This is a genomic window from Aeromonas sp. DNP9 (genome assembly GCF_001728955.1).
Classification (GTDB): Bacteria; Pseudomonadota; Gammaproteobacteria; order Enterobacterales; family Aeromonadaceae; genus Aeromonas; species Aeromonas veronii.
The window spans coordinates 15917-31949 of sequence record NZ_LYSQ01000021.1; the positions used below are offsets into that span (position 1 = coordinate 15917).

Genomic DNA, 16033 nt, shown 5'->3' on the forward strand with positions numbered 1-16033 from the left:
CAAGACGATTGGCACAGGAATCGGTGCCAAAAAGAAAAAAGGCATACCCGAGGTATGCCCATTTCTGCATTATTCAATGATGTTGACGCGCTCGCGCAACTCTTTGCCAGGTTTGAAGTGCGGGACATATTTCCCGGTCAGTTCAACCTTGTCCCCAGTCTTGGGGTTGCGGCCCACACGGGGCGCACGATAGTGCAGTGAAAAACTGCCAAATCCGCGGATTTCAATCCGGTCGCCGTTTTGCAAGGTCGACGCCATCTGCTCAAGGATCTCCTTGATGGCGGCTTCGACATCCTTGGCCGGCATATGCATGCGGCTGGCTGCCAGTTGTTCGATGAGATCTGATTTGGTCATAACGTTAAATCTCCTTCCCCGATCACATGCAATATTCATTTTGCCAGGATAAAAAAGGGCGGCGCAATGCCGCCCTTTTCTTGCATCAAGGATTACTCACCCTTGGCGGCTTTGAACGCTTCCATCATAGCATTGCTGAACACAACTTCTTCTTGCTGGTTCAGGTTATCGATAGCAACACGCTCATCAGCCTCGTCCTTAGCACGGACAGACAGGCTTACGGTGCGGTTCTTACGATCAACGCCCATGAATTTAGCTTCAACTTCGTCACCAACAGACAGCACCAGAGTGGCGTCTTCTACGCGGTCACGAGCAGCGTCGGAGGCACGCAGGTAGCCTTCTACGCCATCAGCCAGTTCGATAACGGCACCTTTGGCATCAACCTCGGTAACCTTACCCTTCACGATAGCACCTTTCTTGTTGTCAGCCAGGTACTTGTTGAACGGGTCTTCTTCGATCTGCTTGACACCCAGGGAGATGCGCTCACGCTCCGGATCCACTTGCAGAACAACGGCTTCGATCTCGTCGCCTTTCTTGAATTCACGCACGGCTTCTTCGCCCTGGTTGTTCCAGGAGATGTCAGACAGGTGAACCAGGCCGTCGATGCCGCCATCCAGACCGATGAAGATACCGAAGTCAGTGATGGACTTGATCTTGCCGGAAACACGGTCGCCTTTGGCGTGAGTTTCGGCAAACAGCTGCCACGGGTTGGATTTGCACTGCTTCAGACCCAGGGAGATACGACGACGCTCTTCGTCGATGTCCAGAACCATCACGTCAACCACGTCGCCAACGTTAACAACTTTGGACGGGTGGATGTTCTTGTTGGTCCAATCCATCTCGGATACGTGTACCAGGCCTTCAACGCCTTCTTCGATTTCAACGAAGCAGCCGTAGTCGGTCAGGTTGGTCACGCGGCCAGACAGACGGGTGGTCTCCGGGTAACGCTTGGCGATAGCAACCCAGGGATCTTCGCCCAGCTGCTTCAGACCCAGGGATACACGGGTACGCTCGCGGTCGAACTTCAGAACCTTGACAGCGATCTCGTCGCCAACGTTGACGATTTCGGAAGGATGCTTAACGCGCTTCCACGCCATGTCGGTGATGTGCAGCAGGCCGTCAACACCGCCCAGATCTACGAATGCACCGTAGTCGGTCAGGTTCTTGACGATACCCTTAACTTCTTGACCTTCTTGCAGGTTAGCCAGCAGGCTTTCGCGCTCGGAGGTGTTCTCGGTCTCGATCACGGCACGACGGGAAACAACAACGTTGTTGCGCTTCTGGTCCAGCTTGATGACTTTGAACTCGAGTTCTTTGTTTTCCAGGTGAGCGGTGTCACGGATCGGACGCACGTCAACCAGAGAACCCGGCAGGAAGGCACGGATGCCGTTCAGTTCAACGGTGAAACCACCCTTGACCTTGCCGTTGATGATACCGATAACGGTAGCTTGCTCTTCGTAAGCCTTCTCAAGCTGCAGCCAGGCTTCGTGGCGCTTGGCTTTTTCGCGGGACAGCTTGGTTTCGCCGAAACCATCTTCGATAGAGTCCAGAGCCACGTCAACGGTGTCGCCGACGTTGATTTCCAGCTCGCCCATGGCGTTCTTGAATTCTTCAGCCGGGATAGCGGACTCGGATTTCAGACCGGCGTCAACCAGTACGAAACCGTTCTCGATAGCAACGACAGTACCCTTGACGATGGAACCTTGACGGGTTTCAACGGCGTTCAGGGACTCTTCAAAGAGTTGAGCAAAAGATTCGATCATTGTTTATGTCACAAATGAAACATCCACTTGCAATCCGGCACAAGCGGGGCTGTTTTAAATAATCTGCGCCATCCTTGGTGCAGACGACCGGATGTCAGCTTGCGCTGGCATCACCAAGTTGTTGCTCTGCATAGGCGAGCACTGTTGCCAGCACTTCATCTATGGTCATGGCGGTAGAGTCTACCACCAGAGCATCTTCTGCCGGTTTCAGGGGTGCAGTAGCGCGATTTCTGTCGCGATCGTCACGTTCCCGAATCTCGGTTAAAAGACGCTCAAAGTTAACATCAAAGCCCTTATCTTGCAACTGCTTATAGCGACGCTGGGCCCGTTCTTCGGCACTGGCGTCGAGGAAAATCTTCACCTCGGCCTCAGGGAAAACCACGGTCCCCATGTCACGACCATCGGCAATCAGACCCGGGGCCTGACGAAATGCACGCTGGCGGCGCAGCAAGGCTTCGCGCACCCGGGGGAAGGCGGCGATTTTACTGGCAGCATTACCCACTTCTTCGGTGCGAATGGTGCGCGAGACATCTTCTCCTTCCAGGATCACCTTGACCAGATCGCCCTCAACCTGAAATTGCACATCCAGATTGGCAGCCAGCGGCACCAGTGAGGCTTCACTGTCCAGCTCTACATCGTGATGCAGGGCGGCCAGGGACAACACCCGATAGATGGCGCCCGAGTCCAGCAAGTGCCAACCCAGCTTCTCAGCAAGCAGCTGACACAAGGTGCCTTTACCTGCACCACTGGGGCCATCAATTGTCATTACGGGGGCCATCTGAGGCATAACTTCTCTCCTGCACTGTGTTGCTCCCATCCCGAAGGGGTGGGTTAATGGGCGCCGATTATACCCGAATGTGGTGAGCCTGGCAGTCATCAATCCGCACAAAGGGCCAAAACCCCGCCGGACAGCTGTGCTTGTATCTCATTTGGAGATTTCATTAAGCAATGCAGGGACTTGTTCTTATGGTCGTTCCTGACAAGGCGCGCTAAACTGGCCCCCTTTTTTGAGCCGTTAGTAGTAAGGAGCAACCTATGAGCAGCGTTACCCTCGTGGCCAAATCCAAATTGCCAACCCCCTGGGGCACCTTCACGCTGGTAGGTTTTCAGGAAACCGGCACAGGCAAAGACCACGCCGCACTGGTGATGGGCGACATTACCGGTGACGAGCCCGTGCTGGGCCGGATCCACTCAGAGTGCCTGACCGGCGACGCCCTGTTCAGCCTGCGTTGTGACTGCGGTTTCCAGTTGCAGGCGGCCATGGAGAATATCGCCAAAGCCGGTCGTGGCGTGTTGCTGTATGTGCGTCAAGAGGGCCGTGGCATCGGCTTGCTCAACAAGATCCGCGCCTATCACCTGCAGGATCAGGGTGCCGATACCGTGGAGGCCAACGTGGCCCTTGGTTTTGCCGCCGACATGCGCGATTACACCATCTGCGCCGACATGCTCAAGCAGCTTGAAGTCAAGTCTCTCAAACTGATGACCAACAACCCGCGCAAGATGAAAGCGATGGAATCCTTCGGTATTCCGGTGGCCGAACGGGTACCGTTGCAGGAAGGGCGCAATCCCCACAACGAATTCTATCTGTCGACCAAGGCCAACAAGCTGGATCACATGCTCAAAAAATGAGCCTGCATTGACGAATACCAGATAGTCAAACGCCTCCTATTCGGAGGCGTTTTTCTTGGATCGACTACACATCAACCCTAGCTATCGCTGTGGTACGGTCAAATTGGCCAGCAGAGCTTCAAGCTCTTCGCCAGTGCGGGCAGCACAGTATTGTTCGACCCGCTCGCGGGTCAATTGCGGCGCGAGACGTTCTATCAGATCGTAGAGATAGCCGCATAAAAATGTCCCTCTGCGCAACCCGATAGCGGCCACACCGCCTGGTAGCCAGAGCGCCGTTTTGAGCACCAGATCGCCATCGCGCTGGGGCTCCCAGGCAAAAGTTGCCATCACCCCGATGCCCATTCCTTGTCTGACATAGGTCTTGAGCACATCGCTGTCGCTCGCACAGCAGGCGATCCTGCTCTCGGCATGAGCGCAATAAGTGCCATGAGCAGCAGAGAGCGCCCTTCCATCGGTCACCAATGCAAACTCCACCAGCTCGGCCGGGGTCAGCGATGTTGCTTTGGCCAACGGATGATCCTTTGGCAGCACCAAGCCCCGTTGCCACTGAAAAGAGGGGAGCACAAGCAGATCGCTCCCCTCCTCCGGTTCATCCGCCAGCAGCAGATCGGCAGCGCCATCATGCACGGCTGCGCGGCACTGCGCCGCACTCCCCTGCATCACAGTTACGGCAACTTTGGGAAAGCGGGCCATAAAAACCTTGAGGATGGCGGGCAGAATATAACGGGCTTGCAGATGAGTAGCCGCAATGATGAGGGTTCCCTGCTCCGGATGCACATGCTGCCTGGCCATCACTTTGATGGTGGCGACCTTGTCCAACACCTCGGCGGCCACTTTGATCACATCCCGCCCGATGGGGGTGATCTGGGTCAGGTGTTTGCCGCTGCGCTCGAAGATCTGGATCCCCAGCTCATCCTCCAGCATCCGCACCTGTTTGCTGATCCCGGGCTGGGAGGTAAAGAGGCTCTCGGCGGTGGCCGACAGATTCAGCCTGTGGTTAGCCACCTCGACGATATAGCGCAATTGCTGCAATTTCATGGTGTAGCCCTCAAGCGAACCCACCGTTAATAGTAACAAACTTTCAGCAATGGCCCGCCTCCATCAGGCCGGGCGATCCTTGAGTAGAAAATCGCGCAAGGCACGGTTGGCCATGGAGAGCGGATCGCCACGCCGCCACGCCACGCAGAGATCGAGATAGATAGGCGGGTCGAAGGGCACGCCACTCAGATCCGGCTCCTCTTCCAGCACCATCCGCAAGAAGGTTGTCACCGCAAAGCCTTGCCGCACCACCGCCTTGAGCAGAGGGATAAGATTGCTCTCGAAGGCGATATCGGGTTCAACGCCCAGGCTCTGGGCCAGCGCCTCCATATGCTCCCGGTGATAAAAGCCACGGCGAAACAGCGCCAGCTCCTGAGCGAAAAACTGCGAGAGGGTGACGGCCGATGCGCCACGCAAGGGGTGATCGTCCCCCACCACCATCAACATCTCTTCGCTCAGCAGATGTGCCCCCTCAATGGCGGGGGGGAGATCACTGGTGATGAGAATGGCCAGATCGAGGGAGCCATCCACCATCCGGCTGAGCAGCTCACGGGTGCCGGCCTCTTCGACCCGGATCTTGAGGCCGGGATAGCGATGCTTGAAGGCCATCAGACGAGGGGGGAAATAGTAGGAGCCCATCATGTAGGGGATCCCGATCCGCACTTCCCCCCGCTCCAGCCCCTTGAGCTCGGCCATCTCGGCCTCGGCCTGATGCATCTGCAACAACAAGCGCTCGGCATGGCGACAGAGCACCTCTCCCTCCGGGGTGAGCCGTACCGCCCGATCCTGTCGATCAAACAGCCGCAATTCGAGCTGCTGCTCTAGTTTAGCAATGGCCATGCTGATAGCCGGTTGTGCCACATGCAGACTGTTGGCTGCCTTGGTAAATGAGCCGGCATCCCTGACCGCCAGCAGATAGGTGAGCTGTTTCAGATCCATGTATCAATTTATCTTATGAAATGGATAACTTAAATATATTATATTTATAACTGCAAGGACTCTACCCTGACCAAAAGTAGTCAGGACAATACGCAATGATTGAAGTTGGAAGTCGCGAGTGGATACGTGCAACCCTGGCCCTCAGCTTGGGCTCTTTTCTGGTGTTTCTGAACCTCTACCAGACCCATCCCCTGTTACCCCTGATCGCCGAGGTCTTCTCGGTCAACTCCCTCTCGGCCAGCTGGACCCTGGCAGGATGCACTGCTGGCCTCGCCGCCTCCCTGCTGATCTGCGCCAGACTGGCGGATCGCCATGGCCGTCGGCAGGTCATGCTGGGTACCCTCACCCTGGCGATCTTGCTCTCACTGTTGATCCCGTTGGTTGAGCAGTTTGGCTCCCTGCTGCTGCTGCGTATCCTGCAGGGTGCGCTGCTGGCCGGGTTACCAGCCACTGCGATTGCCTATATGGGGGAAGAGTTCAGTAAACGGGCGCTCCTCTCGGCGGTGGGGGTTTATATTGCCGCCAACTCCCTCGGTGGCATTGCCGGTCGGGTGGTCGGCGGTCTGTTGGCGGGCTGGTTTGGCGACTGGCAGCATACCTTTCTGGGGATCGGTGTGATCAGCCTGTCACTGCTGCCGCTGGTATTCTGGCTGCTGCCGCATCAGACCCGCTTTGTGGCAAGCGCCCCCGTTCGCGGTCAATTTGCTCGCGCCTTGCAGCTGCACCTGACCAATCCCTTGCTGGTAGGGGCTTACCTTATCGGGGGACTCAACTTTATGGTGTTTCTGAACCAGTTCAGTTATCTCACCTTCCTGCTGGCCAAGCCCCCTTTCTCCCTGCCCACCCAGTGGCTCGGCATGCTGTTTCTCACCTATCTCTCGGGGACGGTGGCCTCCTCACTGAGCGGCCGCTTTGCCAACCGCTGGGGGGCACAACGCATGCTGCTGGTCGGGATCGCCCTGATGGCCCTCGGCAGTCTGTGGCTGCTGCAAGCTAGCCTGCTCGGGATCCTGAGTGGCTTGCTGATCTCCAGCTTCGGCTTTTTCCTGGCACACGCCTGCGCCAGTGCCTGGGTCGGTCATCATGTCGAACACAACCGCGCCCTCGCCTCCTCCCTCTATCTGGTGGCCTACTATCTGGGAGCCAGTCTGGGGGGACTTTACCTGCACCCCTTCTGGGAGCAAGGCGAGCTGGGCGGTCTGGTCATGGGAATTGAACTGGTCCTCATCCTGACGGCGGGCTTGAGCCTCTGGCTCGGCCGTCTCAAGCAGCGAAACCAATCGCCACTGCCCGCCCAGCAACCCTACCGACACGGGTAACGGGCTCAGCGCAAACAGGGTCACCCACGAGCAGATAGCGCTCTCGCAACCCTGCACTGCCAGATAGCAAAAGGGGTCACACCGGTGACCCCTTTTGCTGCGTTATTCAAGAGCCTGTCAGGCTCGCACCGCATTTAGAACAGGATCACTCCTGATCGAAATAATCCGCAGGCACCGCGACCACAGCACCGGTCGCCACCTCTTCGGCGATCACCTCAGCCAGCGAGCGCAGATGAAACTTGATCTGTCCGGAGGGCAACATCAGGCCAATATCGGGGTTGCGGGTATCCTGCATGTTGCCGATTTTGAATGGCAGCTCGGGATAGCGCGCTACCAGATCTTGCAGTGAAGTGACCACCAGCTCGATATGTTCCAGCCCCGCCTGATGGACGCGACCCGGTTTCGGTGCAGCCAGCTCGATACAGGGTACCTGTACCTCATCAGCCAACAACGGCTGATGCAACTGATAAGTCGCAATAGGGCGCCCGCCAATCATCCCCTCCACCAGCAAGGTACCTGCCTCAGCCAGCACAGCACATAGCGCGCGGTACTCCTGCAGGGTAGCCGCCCGATAACAGAGGTGATCGACCATTGGCCGGGAAATTGTGACGCCAGTGGCGGCCAGTTCGGCCAACAGCTGAGAAACAAATGGGGCCATTGGCCCCAGTGTGGAATCGAGTGGGTGGGACATGCTTACCATTTCTTCTTGGGTTGAAACAGGACATCGAGCTCGTCGGCTTCCTTGTCCTTGATGTTTTGCAGATCCTGCGCGCTGTTTTGCTGCTGCAGCTCTTCAAGCTCCTTGAGCCCCTGACGCATATCTTCTTCACGGGCCAGCAGATAGGGATCCTTGTCGCCCACGCTCGCCATGGCCGACAGACCCTTGGTATAGAGCTGGCGACATGTACCATATTGGCCCTGAATGCGGGCATCCATCGCCCGCTTGACCAGATTGGAGATGTTGATCTTGAGCTGCATCAGCTCGAGGCGGCGCTCTTCCTGGGCAAACCCCTGAGGGTCAATCTTGCCCTTGTTGTGCTCGACCCGCAGCACGGCCCGCATCTTCTTGACCAGCTGCAGCATCTGGATCGCCTGACGATCGGACTCCGGGGTCTTGAACTGACCCTCATCCTGCACGCTGTAGTTCTCCTGCACATTCTTGATCTGGGTCTGCACATCAACGATGCGCTGCTTGATCTGATTGTTCGGCATCACCTGGGCGATGGCGCGATAGGCATCGAGGATCCGGTGCTGCAACAGCAACACCATGTTCTTGGAGAAAGGCACCAGATTGACGTTCAGCAGCACCTCTTCGGTCTCGTCGGCCACCGTCTTGTGTCTGGCAACGGCGTGACGCTTGTCCGCCTCTGCCTTCTGCTTATATTGCTGCACCACGTTATAGGCGATAACCAAAAACAGGAGTGCGCCGATAGACAGCAATACCAAAGTTAAAATCATAGGATGTCCAAACCCCTGTTCCTATCCAATTGCGTGATCCTACAACAGCTTACCCACTTAAGGTAGCCTGCAGATCCCCCCTTGCCCACGATTTGTCACCAAGCTGTGCCCCCGGTCTCAGGGAGAGATTGCAGGATCAGGGGATGATGACCATGACGGTCACCTCCCCATAGTATCGCCCATCAGCGCCATTACTTGAGGTTAAAGCCCCGCGATTGCAGGAATCCCAGCATGAAAGGGCGGGACTCCTTGCCCAGAATGGCGCGGATCTGGCCGCTCCAGGTCTGCTGCTTGTTGTTGCTGCTACGGGCCTGATAGTAGTCCGCGATCTGCTGATCGTACCGGGCCAGCAGGTCGCGATCCAGCTCGTGCTGGTAGCGCTCCTGATGCACCACCAATCCCCTGGGCAGACGGGGTTTCTGCTCCGGCTGCTGGGCAGGATGACCGAGGCAGAGGCCAAACAGCGGGATCACCCGATCAGGCAAGCCCAGCAGCTCGCTCACCTCGGCCGGATGGTTGCGAAGCCCACCGATATAAACCCCGCCCAGCCCCAGAGACTGCGCCGCCAGCAGGGCATTTTGCCCCATGATGGCACCGTCGATGGCACCGATCAGCAACTGCTCCGCATAGCCGGTCTGGGCATCGGGCACTATCTGGCTGTGGCGATGATAATCGGCGCAAAACACCAGAAACTCTGCAGCTTGTTCAACATAGGGTTGATTGCCCGCCAGCTGTGCCAGCTGCTTGCGCGCTTCAGGCCCGGTCACCCGAATGATGCTGGTCACCTGCAGAAAACTTGAAGTCGATGCCGACTGGGCGGCGGCCAGAATGGCATCCAGCTGCTGCGGGGCGATCGGCTCGGCAGTGAACTGACGAATGGAGCGATGGGAAAGGATAAGATCGATGGTCTGATTCATGGCACCTCCAAAATGAGGTAACACCATAGCGAAAAAAACGAGGGAGCCCAAGGCTCCCTCGCACACCCAGCTTAAGGGGCCGGATAGACGTAAGGGGCTTGCAACCCGAGCGGGAAGCCGAGCGCCCAGTAGAGCAGCAGGAAAATCGTCCAGCTCACCAGGAAGGCCAGCGAGTAGGGCAGCATCATGGAGACCAGAGTACCGATCCCGGTGCTCTTCACATACTGCTGGCAATAGACCACCACCAGCGGGAAGAAGACCATCAGCGGGGTGATGATATTGGAAGCAGAATCCCCGACCCGATAGGCCGCCTGGGTCAGCTCGGGGGAGATCCCCACCGCCATCAACATGGGTACCAGGATCGGGCTGATCAGCGCCCACTTGGCGGAGGCCGAGCCGACTACCAGATTGACGGTGGCGGTGAGCAGGATCATCCCGACGATAGTCACCTCACCGGGCAGCGCCAGCGCATGGAGCACTTCGGCACCGGAGAGGGCCAGCAGGGTGCCCAGATTGGAGTCACCAAACGCCTTGATAAAGAGCGCGCAGAAGAAGGCCATCACCATGTAGGAGCCCATCTTGTTCATGGTGGCCGACATGGCATCGATCACATCCTTGCCACTCTTGAAGCTGCCTGCGACAAAGCCGTAGACAATCCCGGGCAGGATAAAGAGCAAGAAGATGAGCGGCACAATGGACTTCATCACGGGGGCAGCGAAGGTAGTCAGGGAGCCATCGGCAGCACGTAGCGGTGAATCGCTCGGGGAGAGCGCCAGCGCCAGCAGCACTATTGCCGCCAGCATGGCAAACCCGGCCCAGTTGAAGGCACGGCTCTCTTGCGCGCTGTAGCGCCCCATCTCGTCGGCACTCTCCAGATCCTCGTTGAGCGCCACATGCTTGAGGCGCGGCTCCACCACCTTTTCGGTGATGAACCAGCCGACGCAGATGATCAGCAACGAAGAGGCACCGGTAAAGATGATGTTGCACAGGGTGTTGACCATGTAGTCAGGATCGAGCAACTGAGCGGCGGACTGGGTAAAGCCCTGCAGCAGCGCATCCCCGCCGGAGGGCAGGAAGTTGGCGGCAAAACCGCCGGAAACACCGGCAAAGGCAGCGGCGATCCCCGCCAGCGGATGGCGTCCGGCAGCGTGGAAGATGATGCCACCGATGGGGATCACCAGCACATAACCCGCATCTGCGGCGGTGTGGCTGACGATCGCAACCAAGATCAGCATGGGGGTGAGAAAACGGGCAGGCGTCACTTTCAGCAACTTTTTCAGACCGGTATTGATAAAACCGGACTGCTCGGCCACCCCGACCCCCAGCATGGCCACCAGCACGATCCCCAGCGGGGCAAAGCCGGTGAAAGTGGTCACCATGGTGGAGAGAAACTCGGCCAGACCGGCACCGGTCAGCAGGTTGTTGACCACTACCGCTTCCCCGGTACGGGGGTTGACCAGATCAAACTGGAATTGTGACAACACCCAGGAACCGACCCAGACGATCAGCAAGGCGTAGAGGAACAGCATGGCGGGGTCGGGTAATTTGTTCCCGGCTTTCTCGACGCCATTGAGGAAACGGTTCAGCCAACCCTTGGGAGGGCTGGCCGGACGGTCATTGACAGCAGCATGACTCATTATTGCGATACTCCTTTCCCTAGAAACGAGGTCGCATGCTAGCAACTCCAGCCAATCCGTCTCATGACCGATCGCAAAAGAATGATTAATTTTGATTAAATATTACGGAATAAAATCCCAAGTTGTGGTCTAACGCACACTTGTTACTCTGCCATTACGGCATCTAGCAGTGGATAACGCCCAACCTGGCACTCCACCACAAAGCCGCTCGCCTCGACTTGCGCCACAGTCAGCGGCTTGCTGAACAGATATCCCTGGAACACATGGCACCCCTGGGTCTGCAGGGCGGCCAGCTCGTGAGGCTCCTCCACCCCTTCCGCCATGATCCCCAACCCCAGATTGGTGGCCATGGCCGCAGTCGCCCGGATCACCGGCAAGTTGAGACCGACCACGAAGGAGCGATCCAGCTTGATGTTGTTGATCGGCAACCGGTTGAGATAGGCCAGCGAGGAGTAGCCGGTACCGAAATCGTCAATGGCAATCTTGATCCCCTGCTCGCTCAAATCGTCGAGAATGCCGAGGCACCCCTTCATATCGAGCATCAGCACGGTTTCGGTCAGCTCCAGCGTCAACAGGGAGGCATCCACCCCGTGCAGCTCCAGCTGCTGGCGAACTTGCCCGGGCAACGCCGACGAGAGCTGGAAACCGGAGAGGTTGACGGAGACCGGCACCCGCTGATGGAAGCGCTTCTGCCAGCTGGCGACCTGTGCCAGCGCGGTGGAGAGCACCCAGCTGCCGATCTCGCGGATCAGCCCCATCTCTTCGGCCAGCGGGATAAACTCCACCGGCGACACATGGCCGAGCACCGGGTTGTACCAGCGCAGCAGCGCCTCGTAACCGATCAGACGCCGTTTGGCGGCATCGACCTGCGGCTGATAACAGAGGCTCAACTCCTGGCGGCCGATGGCCTTGGCCAGAAACTGTTTGAGATTGAGCTTGCGCTGCAGGGTCTGCTGCATGCTGGGGGTGAAACGCTGCCAGCGCAGCCGCCCCATCTGCTTTGCCTGATACATGGCCATGTCGGCACGGGTGATGAGGTTGTCCCCGTCATCCGCATCATCGGGATAAATGGCGATACCGATACTGCCGCCGATGGTCACCTCCGGCAGCCCGCTCAGTTGCAGCGGCTTGGTCATCTGGGAGAGCATCTGATCGGCCACCTCTTGCGCCCGATCCCCCTGATTGCCCAGCGGCACCAGTGCTGTGAATTCATCGCCACCGAGGCGAGCCAACTCCACATCCCGCGGGCAAATCTGTTTGAGGCGACCGGCGACCCGCTCCAGCAGGCGATCTCCCGCCTTGTGGCCGTAGTTGTCGTTGACCAGCTTGAAGTTGTCCAGATCCATGAACACCAGCGCGAAACGCTCCCCCAGCCCGCAATAGGCCTCGAGGGATTTCATCAAGCCATACCGATTGAGCAGGCCGGTCAGGGAGTCGTGCCAAGCGAGGTGGCGATGCTCCAGCTCCTCGAGCTTGCGATCGGTAATATCCCGCATGGTGAGCAAAATGCGGGCCCCCTGCTGGATATAGCGGAACTGATACTGGAACCAGCGCATCCCCTTGAGGGTACGGCACTCCCCCTCGGTCACCACTTCATCGAGACGGGAGAGCTTCTGGTAGAAGCTGTCATCATTGCCGGAGAAAACCTGGGAGAGCTTGGCGATCTGGTGGCCGAAACACATTTCGAAGTGATAGTTGCCACTCTCGAACACACCATGGCTATCGAACAGGCAGGCAAGGGTATCGCCGGTTGCCAGCGAGGACTCCTGATAGAGGGTATCGGAGTCGAGCACCGCTTCGGTCATCATCATCAGCCGGCCAGCCAGTTGAATACCGGAGAGGCGCAGATAGATCTGCTTCTTGACCCCCTTTGGGGAGAGGGTCCACCACTCGTTGTAACTGCGCCCCTGCTGAAAATCACCCAGATAGCGCTGTAGCAGCAGATCGATGGCGGTTGCCATATCGGCAGAGAAGTCGCGGGAGCAGAGTTCGTCGAGAGACGTCGCCTCCCACACGGAGAGCGCGGCGCTGTTTGCCCAGAAAATATGGTGATGCTCGATGTCATAAACCCAGATCGGGGTATGCAGAACATCCATCGTCTTCAGTAACCGTTCGTCAAGCGTATTCATCTGGTCAAGGTCATTCATGCTGGATGGTCACTGGTTAACCGGAAAACAGATCTGGCAAACCGCTAGCTGCAGAATGCAAGGTGCAAATACCTCTCGGCCATTATCCCTTTTCACATAGCCAAGAGCGGACAAAACTATTTCAGATATCAACAACAGGGCAGCCTGTACGGCAATACTACAAAGGACTCAGCCAAGGACCCTGTTAATCCAAGCAAATCATATAGTCGATTTTTAACTTTTTTCCCCAGTAAAAACAAGCACTAAGAGCTATCCACTCGAGACCTTGAAAGAGCAATTGCATACTTGCTGCGATAAATTTGTTATTAACATTTAAATCAATGGTGGAAATAGTCATCACTCTCTGTCACAAAGCTTCCATTAATTAACCAAGCGGATGGATAAACAGTCAAAAAAACGCCAAAACGGACAAAAATAGTTCACTAAGGCGGAATTGATATACCCCAAATTCATTTTTCAACAGGCAATGAGCAAAACCCGAATATATGATCTGCATCACATTGGCTGTGGATGGCAAACCACCCCGGCTGAGTACGCAGAGCACCCCGGCGCCCTTCCATCAGGTTGCAATATCGGCCTTCGCCCGCGGTTATCGCGGAACAAATCAGGGAATATGGCAAACATCTCTGCCGCAGCACCATTTGGCATCGTGCCGGAATAATCACCAGCTCGGGGAAACTGAGATGACGGGCAGATGGAGAACTGGTATCAACAGAAATCGAATCCAGATCAATTAAACGCCGAATTACCCTTGCCAACCCGGAACGCTCTTTTTATGGTTGCCCCCTTGTTACACCCAGAACAGCGTTTATGAAGCACATCGAAGAGTTCTACCTGTTCGTCAAGGTGGTGCAAGAGGGAGGATTCTCCCACGCTGCAGCCGCACTGGGCATGCCAACAGGCACCATCAGTCGACGCATTTCCCAGCTGGAAGAGCAACTGGGTTGCTCCCTGCTACATCGCTCTACCCGCAAGCTCCGCCTTACCGATGATGGCCTCAGATACTACGAACGTCTCTGCACGCCACTCGCACAAATCGAGCAGGCCACCAGCGAGATCCAGGGTCAAGAGGCCGACATCACCGGGCTTATCCGGATAGCTGCGCCGATCGCGCTCTCCAACACCATCCTCATCGATATGCTGGCCGAATTCGGGCTGCACTATCCCGAGGTACAGTTCGATATCACCCAGACCAATGATCACCAGCACCTGTTCGACAATGATCGGGATCTGGTGTTCTTCAACGGTGAGCTACCCCAGTCACTGCCCAATGCGATCTGTCTCGGCCATATCGAGTACGGCCTGTTTGCCTCACCACTCTATTTGACCAAGAAGGGCACTCCCTCCCACCCCAACCAGCTGGAAGAGCACGATCTCATCTACTGCTGGCCTCACCAGCACTGGCAGCTGACCGACAAGGATGGCCAGAGCGTCTGCATCAAACGCAGCGCCAAACTGACCGTCAACCAGACCCAGGCCGCGGTACGCGCAGCCCGACGTCATCTGGGGATCGTCAACGCCCCGCTGCACTATCTGAGCAGCTTCCTCCATGACGAGCAGCTGGTGCCAGTACTGACCGACTGGCAAACCGGCAATCGTCCCTTCTACATGTTGTGTTGCCAGCACCAGTTCGCTCCGTTGCGTGTTAAGATGTTCGTTGAATTTGTTGAAAAATACTCAGCACGCTATCGCAATCGGCAGTGGGACAACCAATTTTCACAAGGTGATAGCCTCACCCATTGCATCTGACCGTTAGCGGGCCACACTTATAGCATCCCTTGCCAACAGAGCCTGCCGAACGCCATGAATGTATTGATATGTGATGACTCCGGGTTCGCCCGCAAACAGCTGGCGCGGGCGCTCCCGGCCGACTGGAAAGTCGATTTGCACTACGCAGCCAATGGTCTCGAAGGGATCGAACAGGTGCTGATGGGTCATGGCGATCTCATCTTCCTCGATCTGACCATGCCGGAAATGGACGGTTACGGCGTGCTGGAGACCCTCCAACGGGAGGGGCTGCGCAACAAGGTGATCGTGGTCTCCGGGGATATCCAACCAGAGGCCTATCAACGGGTCATGGGACTGGGGGCGCTCGATTTCATCAAGAAACCCGCCGCCCCCGAGACCCTGCTCGCCCTGCTCAAAAAGCATGATTTCTGGAGTGCCGCCCCGAGCGGTCAAGCAAGCGCCCCCGAGCTGCAGCCAAACGGCGTGGTAGCCGATGCAGGCGTCAAGATCACCCCCGAAATCCGCGATGTCTATCAGGAGCTGGCCAACGTCTCCATGGGTCAGGCGGCTGACTTGCTGGCTCGTCTGCTCAACGCCTTCGTGGTACTGCCTATCCCCAACGTCAACGTGCTGGAAGTATCAGAGTTGCATATGGCCCTCTCGGCCGCTGCGGATTCAGATACCCTCTCCGCCGTCTGTCAGGGGTTTATCGGAGCGGGGATCGCCGGTGAAGCGCTGATCCTGTTCCATGACTCCAGCTTCAAAGATTTGGCCAAGCTGATGAACCATCAGGGGACGCTGGACCGCACCGCCGAACTGGAGCTGCTGATGGATACTGCCAACGTGCTGATCGGCGCCTTCCTGCGCGGCTACGCCAACCAGCTCGACACCCCCTTCAGTCAGGGACACCCGGTGGTGCTCGGCCAGCACAGACCCATCAACGAGCTGATCAACACCAACAAGAGTCGCTGGCGCCGCACGCTCGCCATCGAGATCAACTACCGGATCCAGGATTACGCGGTGCAGTGTGATCTGCTGCTGCTGTTTACCGAAGATTCCATCGCCACCATGAACAACAAAATCATGCACATGCTCTAGGAGTGA

At 57.2% G+C, this 16033-nt stretch carries 14 protein-coding genes; 4 read left to right on the top strand and 10 right to left on the bottom strand.

Annotated features, from left to right (window positions below; translation table 11 throughout):
* Positions 1–69: 69 nt before the first annotated feature.
* The 3 genes from ihfB to cmk form a co-directional block, all read right to left on the bottom strand.
* Entirely contained in the window at positions 70–354 is a 285-nt protein-coding gene (gene ihfB / locus A9G06_RS14975) for an integration host factor subunit beta (protein WP_005299934.1), read from the bottom strand.
* A gap of 92 nt (positions 355–446) precedes the next feature.
* A complete protein-coding gene (rpsA, locus tag A9G06_RS14980) occupies positions 447–2117 on the bottom strand; it encodes a 30S ribosomal protein S1 (RefSeq protein ID WP_005337148.1) in 1671 nt (556 codons plus the stop codon).
* 94 nt (positions 2118–2211) lie between these two features.
* Positions 2212–2904, bottom strand: coding sequence for a (d)CMP kinase (gene cmk, locus A9G06_RS14985; RefSeq protein ID WP_019444698.1), 693 nt, complete (start codon positions 2902–2904; stop codon positions 2212–2214).
* Positions 2905–3152: 248 nt separating this feature from the next.
* Between cmk and ribA the strand changes: the two genes are divergently transcribed.
* A complete protein-coding gene (gene ribA / locus A9G06_RS14990) occupies positions 3153–3746 on the top strand; it encodes a GTP cyclohydrolase II (RefSeq protein WP_005351157.1) in 594 nt (197 codons plus the stop codon).
* Positions 3747–3827: 81 nt separating this feature from the next.
* Here the strand turns inward: ribA and A9G06_RS14995 are convergent, their stop codons facing one another.
* Together A9G06_RS14995 and A9G06_RS15000 are read right to left on the bottom strand one after the other, a co-directional pair.
* Positions 3828–4784, bottom strand: coding sequence for a LysR substrate-binding domain-containing protein (locus tag A9G06_RS14995; RefSeq protein ID WP_069555740.1), 957 nt, complete (start codon positions 4782–4784; stop codon positions 3828–3830).
* 63 nt (positions 4785–4847) lie between these two features.
* Positions 4848–5723: a LysR substrate-binding domain-containing protein gene (locus A9G06_RS15000; protein ID WP_019444700.1), complete on the bottom strand. Its 876-nt coding sequence runs from the start codon at positions 5721–5723 to the stop codon at positions 4848–4850.
* Between the two features lie 95 nt (positions 5724–5818).
* On the opposite strand from A9G06_RS15000, the gene A9G06_RS15005 reads away from it, so the two are divergent.
* Positions 5819–7042 (top strand): MFS transporter, encoded by a 1224-nt coding sequence (locus A9G06_RS15005; RefSeq protein ID WP_069555741.1) that lies wholly within the window; start codon positions 5819–5821, stop codon positions 7040–7042.
* Between the two features lie 145 nt (positions 7043–7187).
* Here A9G06_RS15005 and A9G06_RS15010 read toward each other — a convergent pair whose 3' ends face one another.
* From A9G06_RS15010 to A9G06_RS15030, 5 genes are all read right to left on the bottom strand, one after another.
* Positions 7188–7742, bottom strand: a complete 555-nt coding sequence (locus A9G06_RS15010; protein WP_069555742.1) for a VOC family protein — start codon at positions 7740–7742, stop codon at positions 7188–7190.
* Positions 7736–8500, bottom strand: a complete 765-nt coding sequence (locus A9G06_RS15015; protein WP_005337161.1) for a hypothetical protein — start codon at positions 8498–8500, stop codon at positions 7736–7738. The genes A9G06_RS15010 and A9G06_RS15015 overlap by 7 nt, the downstream gene beginning before the upstream one ends.
* A 191-nt stretch (positions 8501–8691) precedes the next feature.
* Positions 8692–9417 carry an oxygen-insensitive NADPH nitroreductase gene (nfsA, locus tag A9G06_RS15020; protein WP_069555743.1) on the bottom strand — a complete coding sequence of 242 codons (726 nt, stop codon included), beginning with the start codon at positions 9415–9417 and terminating at the stop codon, positions 8692–8694.
* Between the two features lie 71 nt (positions 9418–9488).
* Positions 9489–11054 (bottom strand): AbgT family transporter, encoded by a 1566-nt coding sequence (locus A9G06_RS15025; RefSeq protein WP_005346513.1) that lies wholly within the window; start codon positions 11052–11054, stop codon positions 9489–9491.
* Positions 11055–11197: 143 nt separating this feature from the next.
* The gene (locus A9G06_RS15030; RefSeq protein WP_013723827.1) at positions 11198–13150 is read right to left on the bottom strand and encodes an EAL domain-containing protein; all 1953 of its coding nucleotides are present in this window, start codon (positions 13148–13150) and stop codon (positions 11198–11200) included.
* An 861-nt stretch (positions 13151–14011) separates the two neighbouring features.
* On the opposite strand from A9G06_RS15030, the gene A9G06_RS15035 reads away from it, so the two are divergent.
* Both A9G06_RS15035 and A9G06_RS15040 read left to right on the top strand, forming a co-directional pair.
* Positions 14012–14950 carry a LysR family transcriptional regulator gene (locus A9G06_RS15035; RefSeq protein ID WP_005337171.1) on the top strand — a complete coding sequence of 313 codons (939 nt, stop codon included), beginning with the start codon at positions 14012–14014 and terminating at the stop codon, positions 14948–14950.
* A gap of 54 nt (positions 14951–15004) precedes the next feature.
* Complete coding sequence (locus tag A9G06_RS15040; RefSeq protein ID WP_069555744.1) at positions 15005–16027, top strand: response regulator; 1023 nt, start codon at positions 15005–15007, stop codon at positions 16025–16027.
* Positions 16028–16033 lie beyond the last annotated feature (6 nt).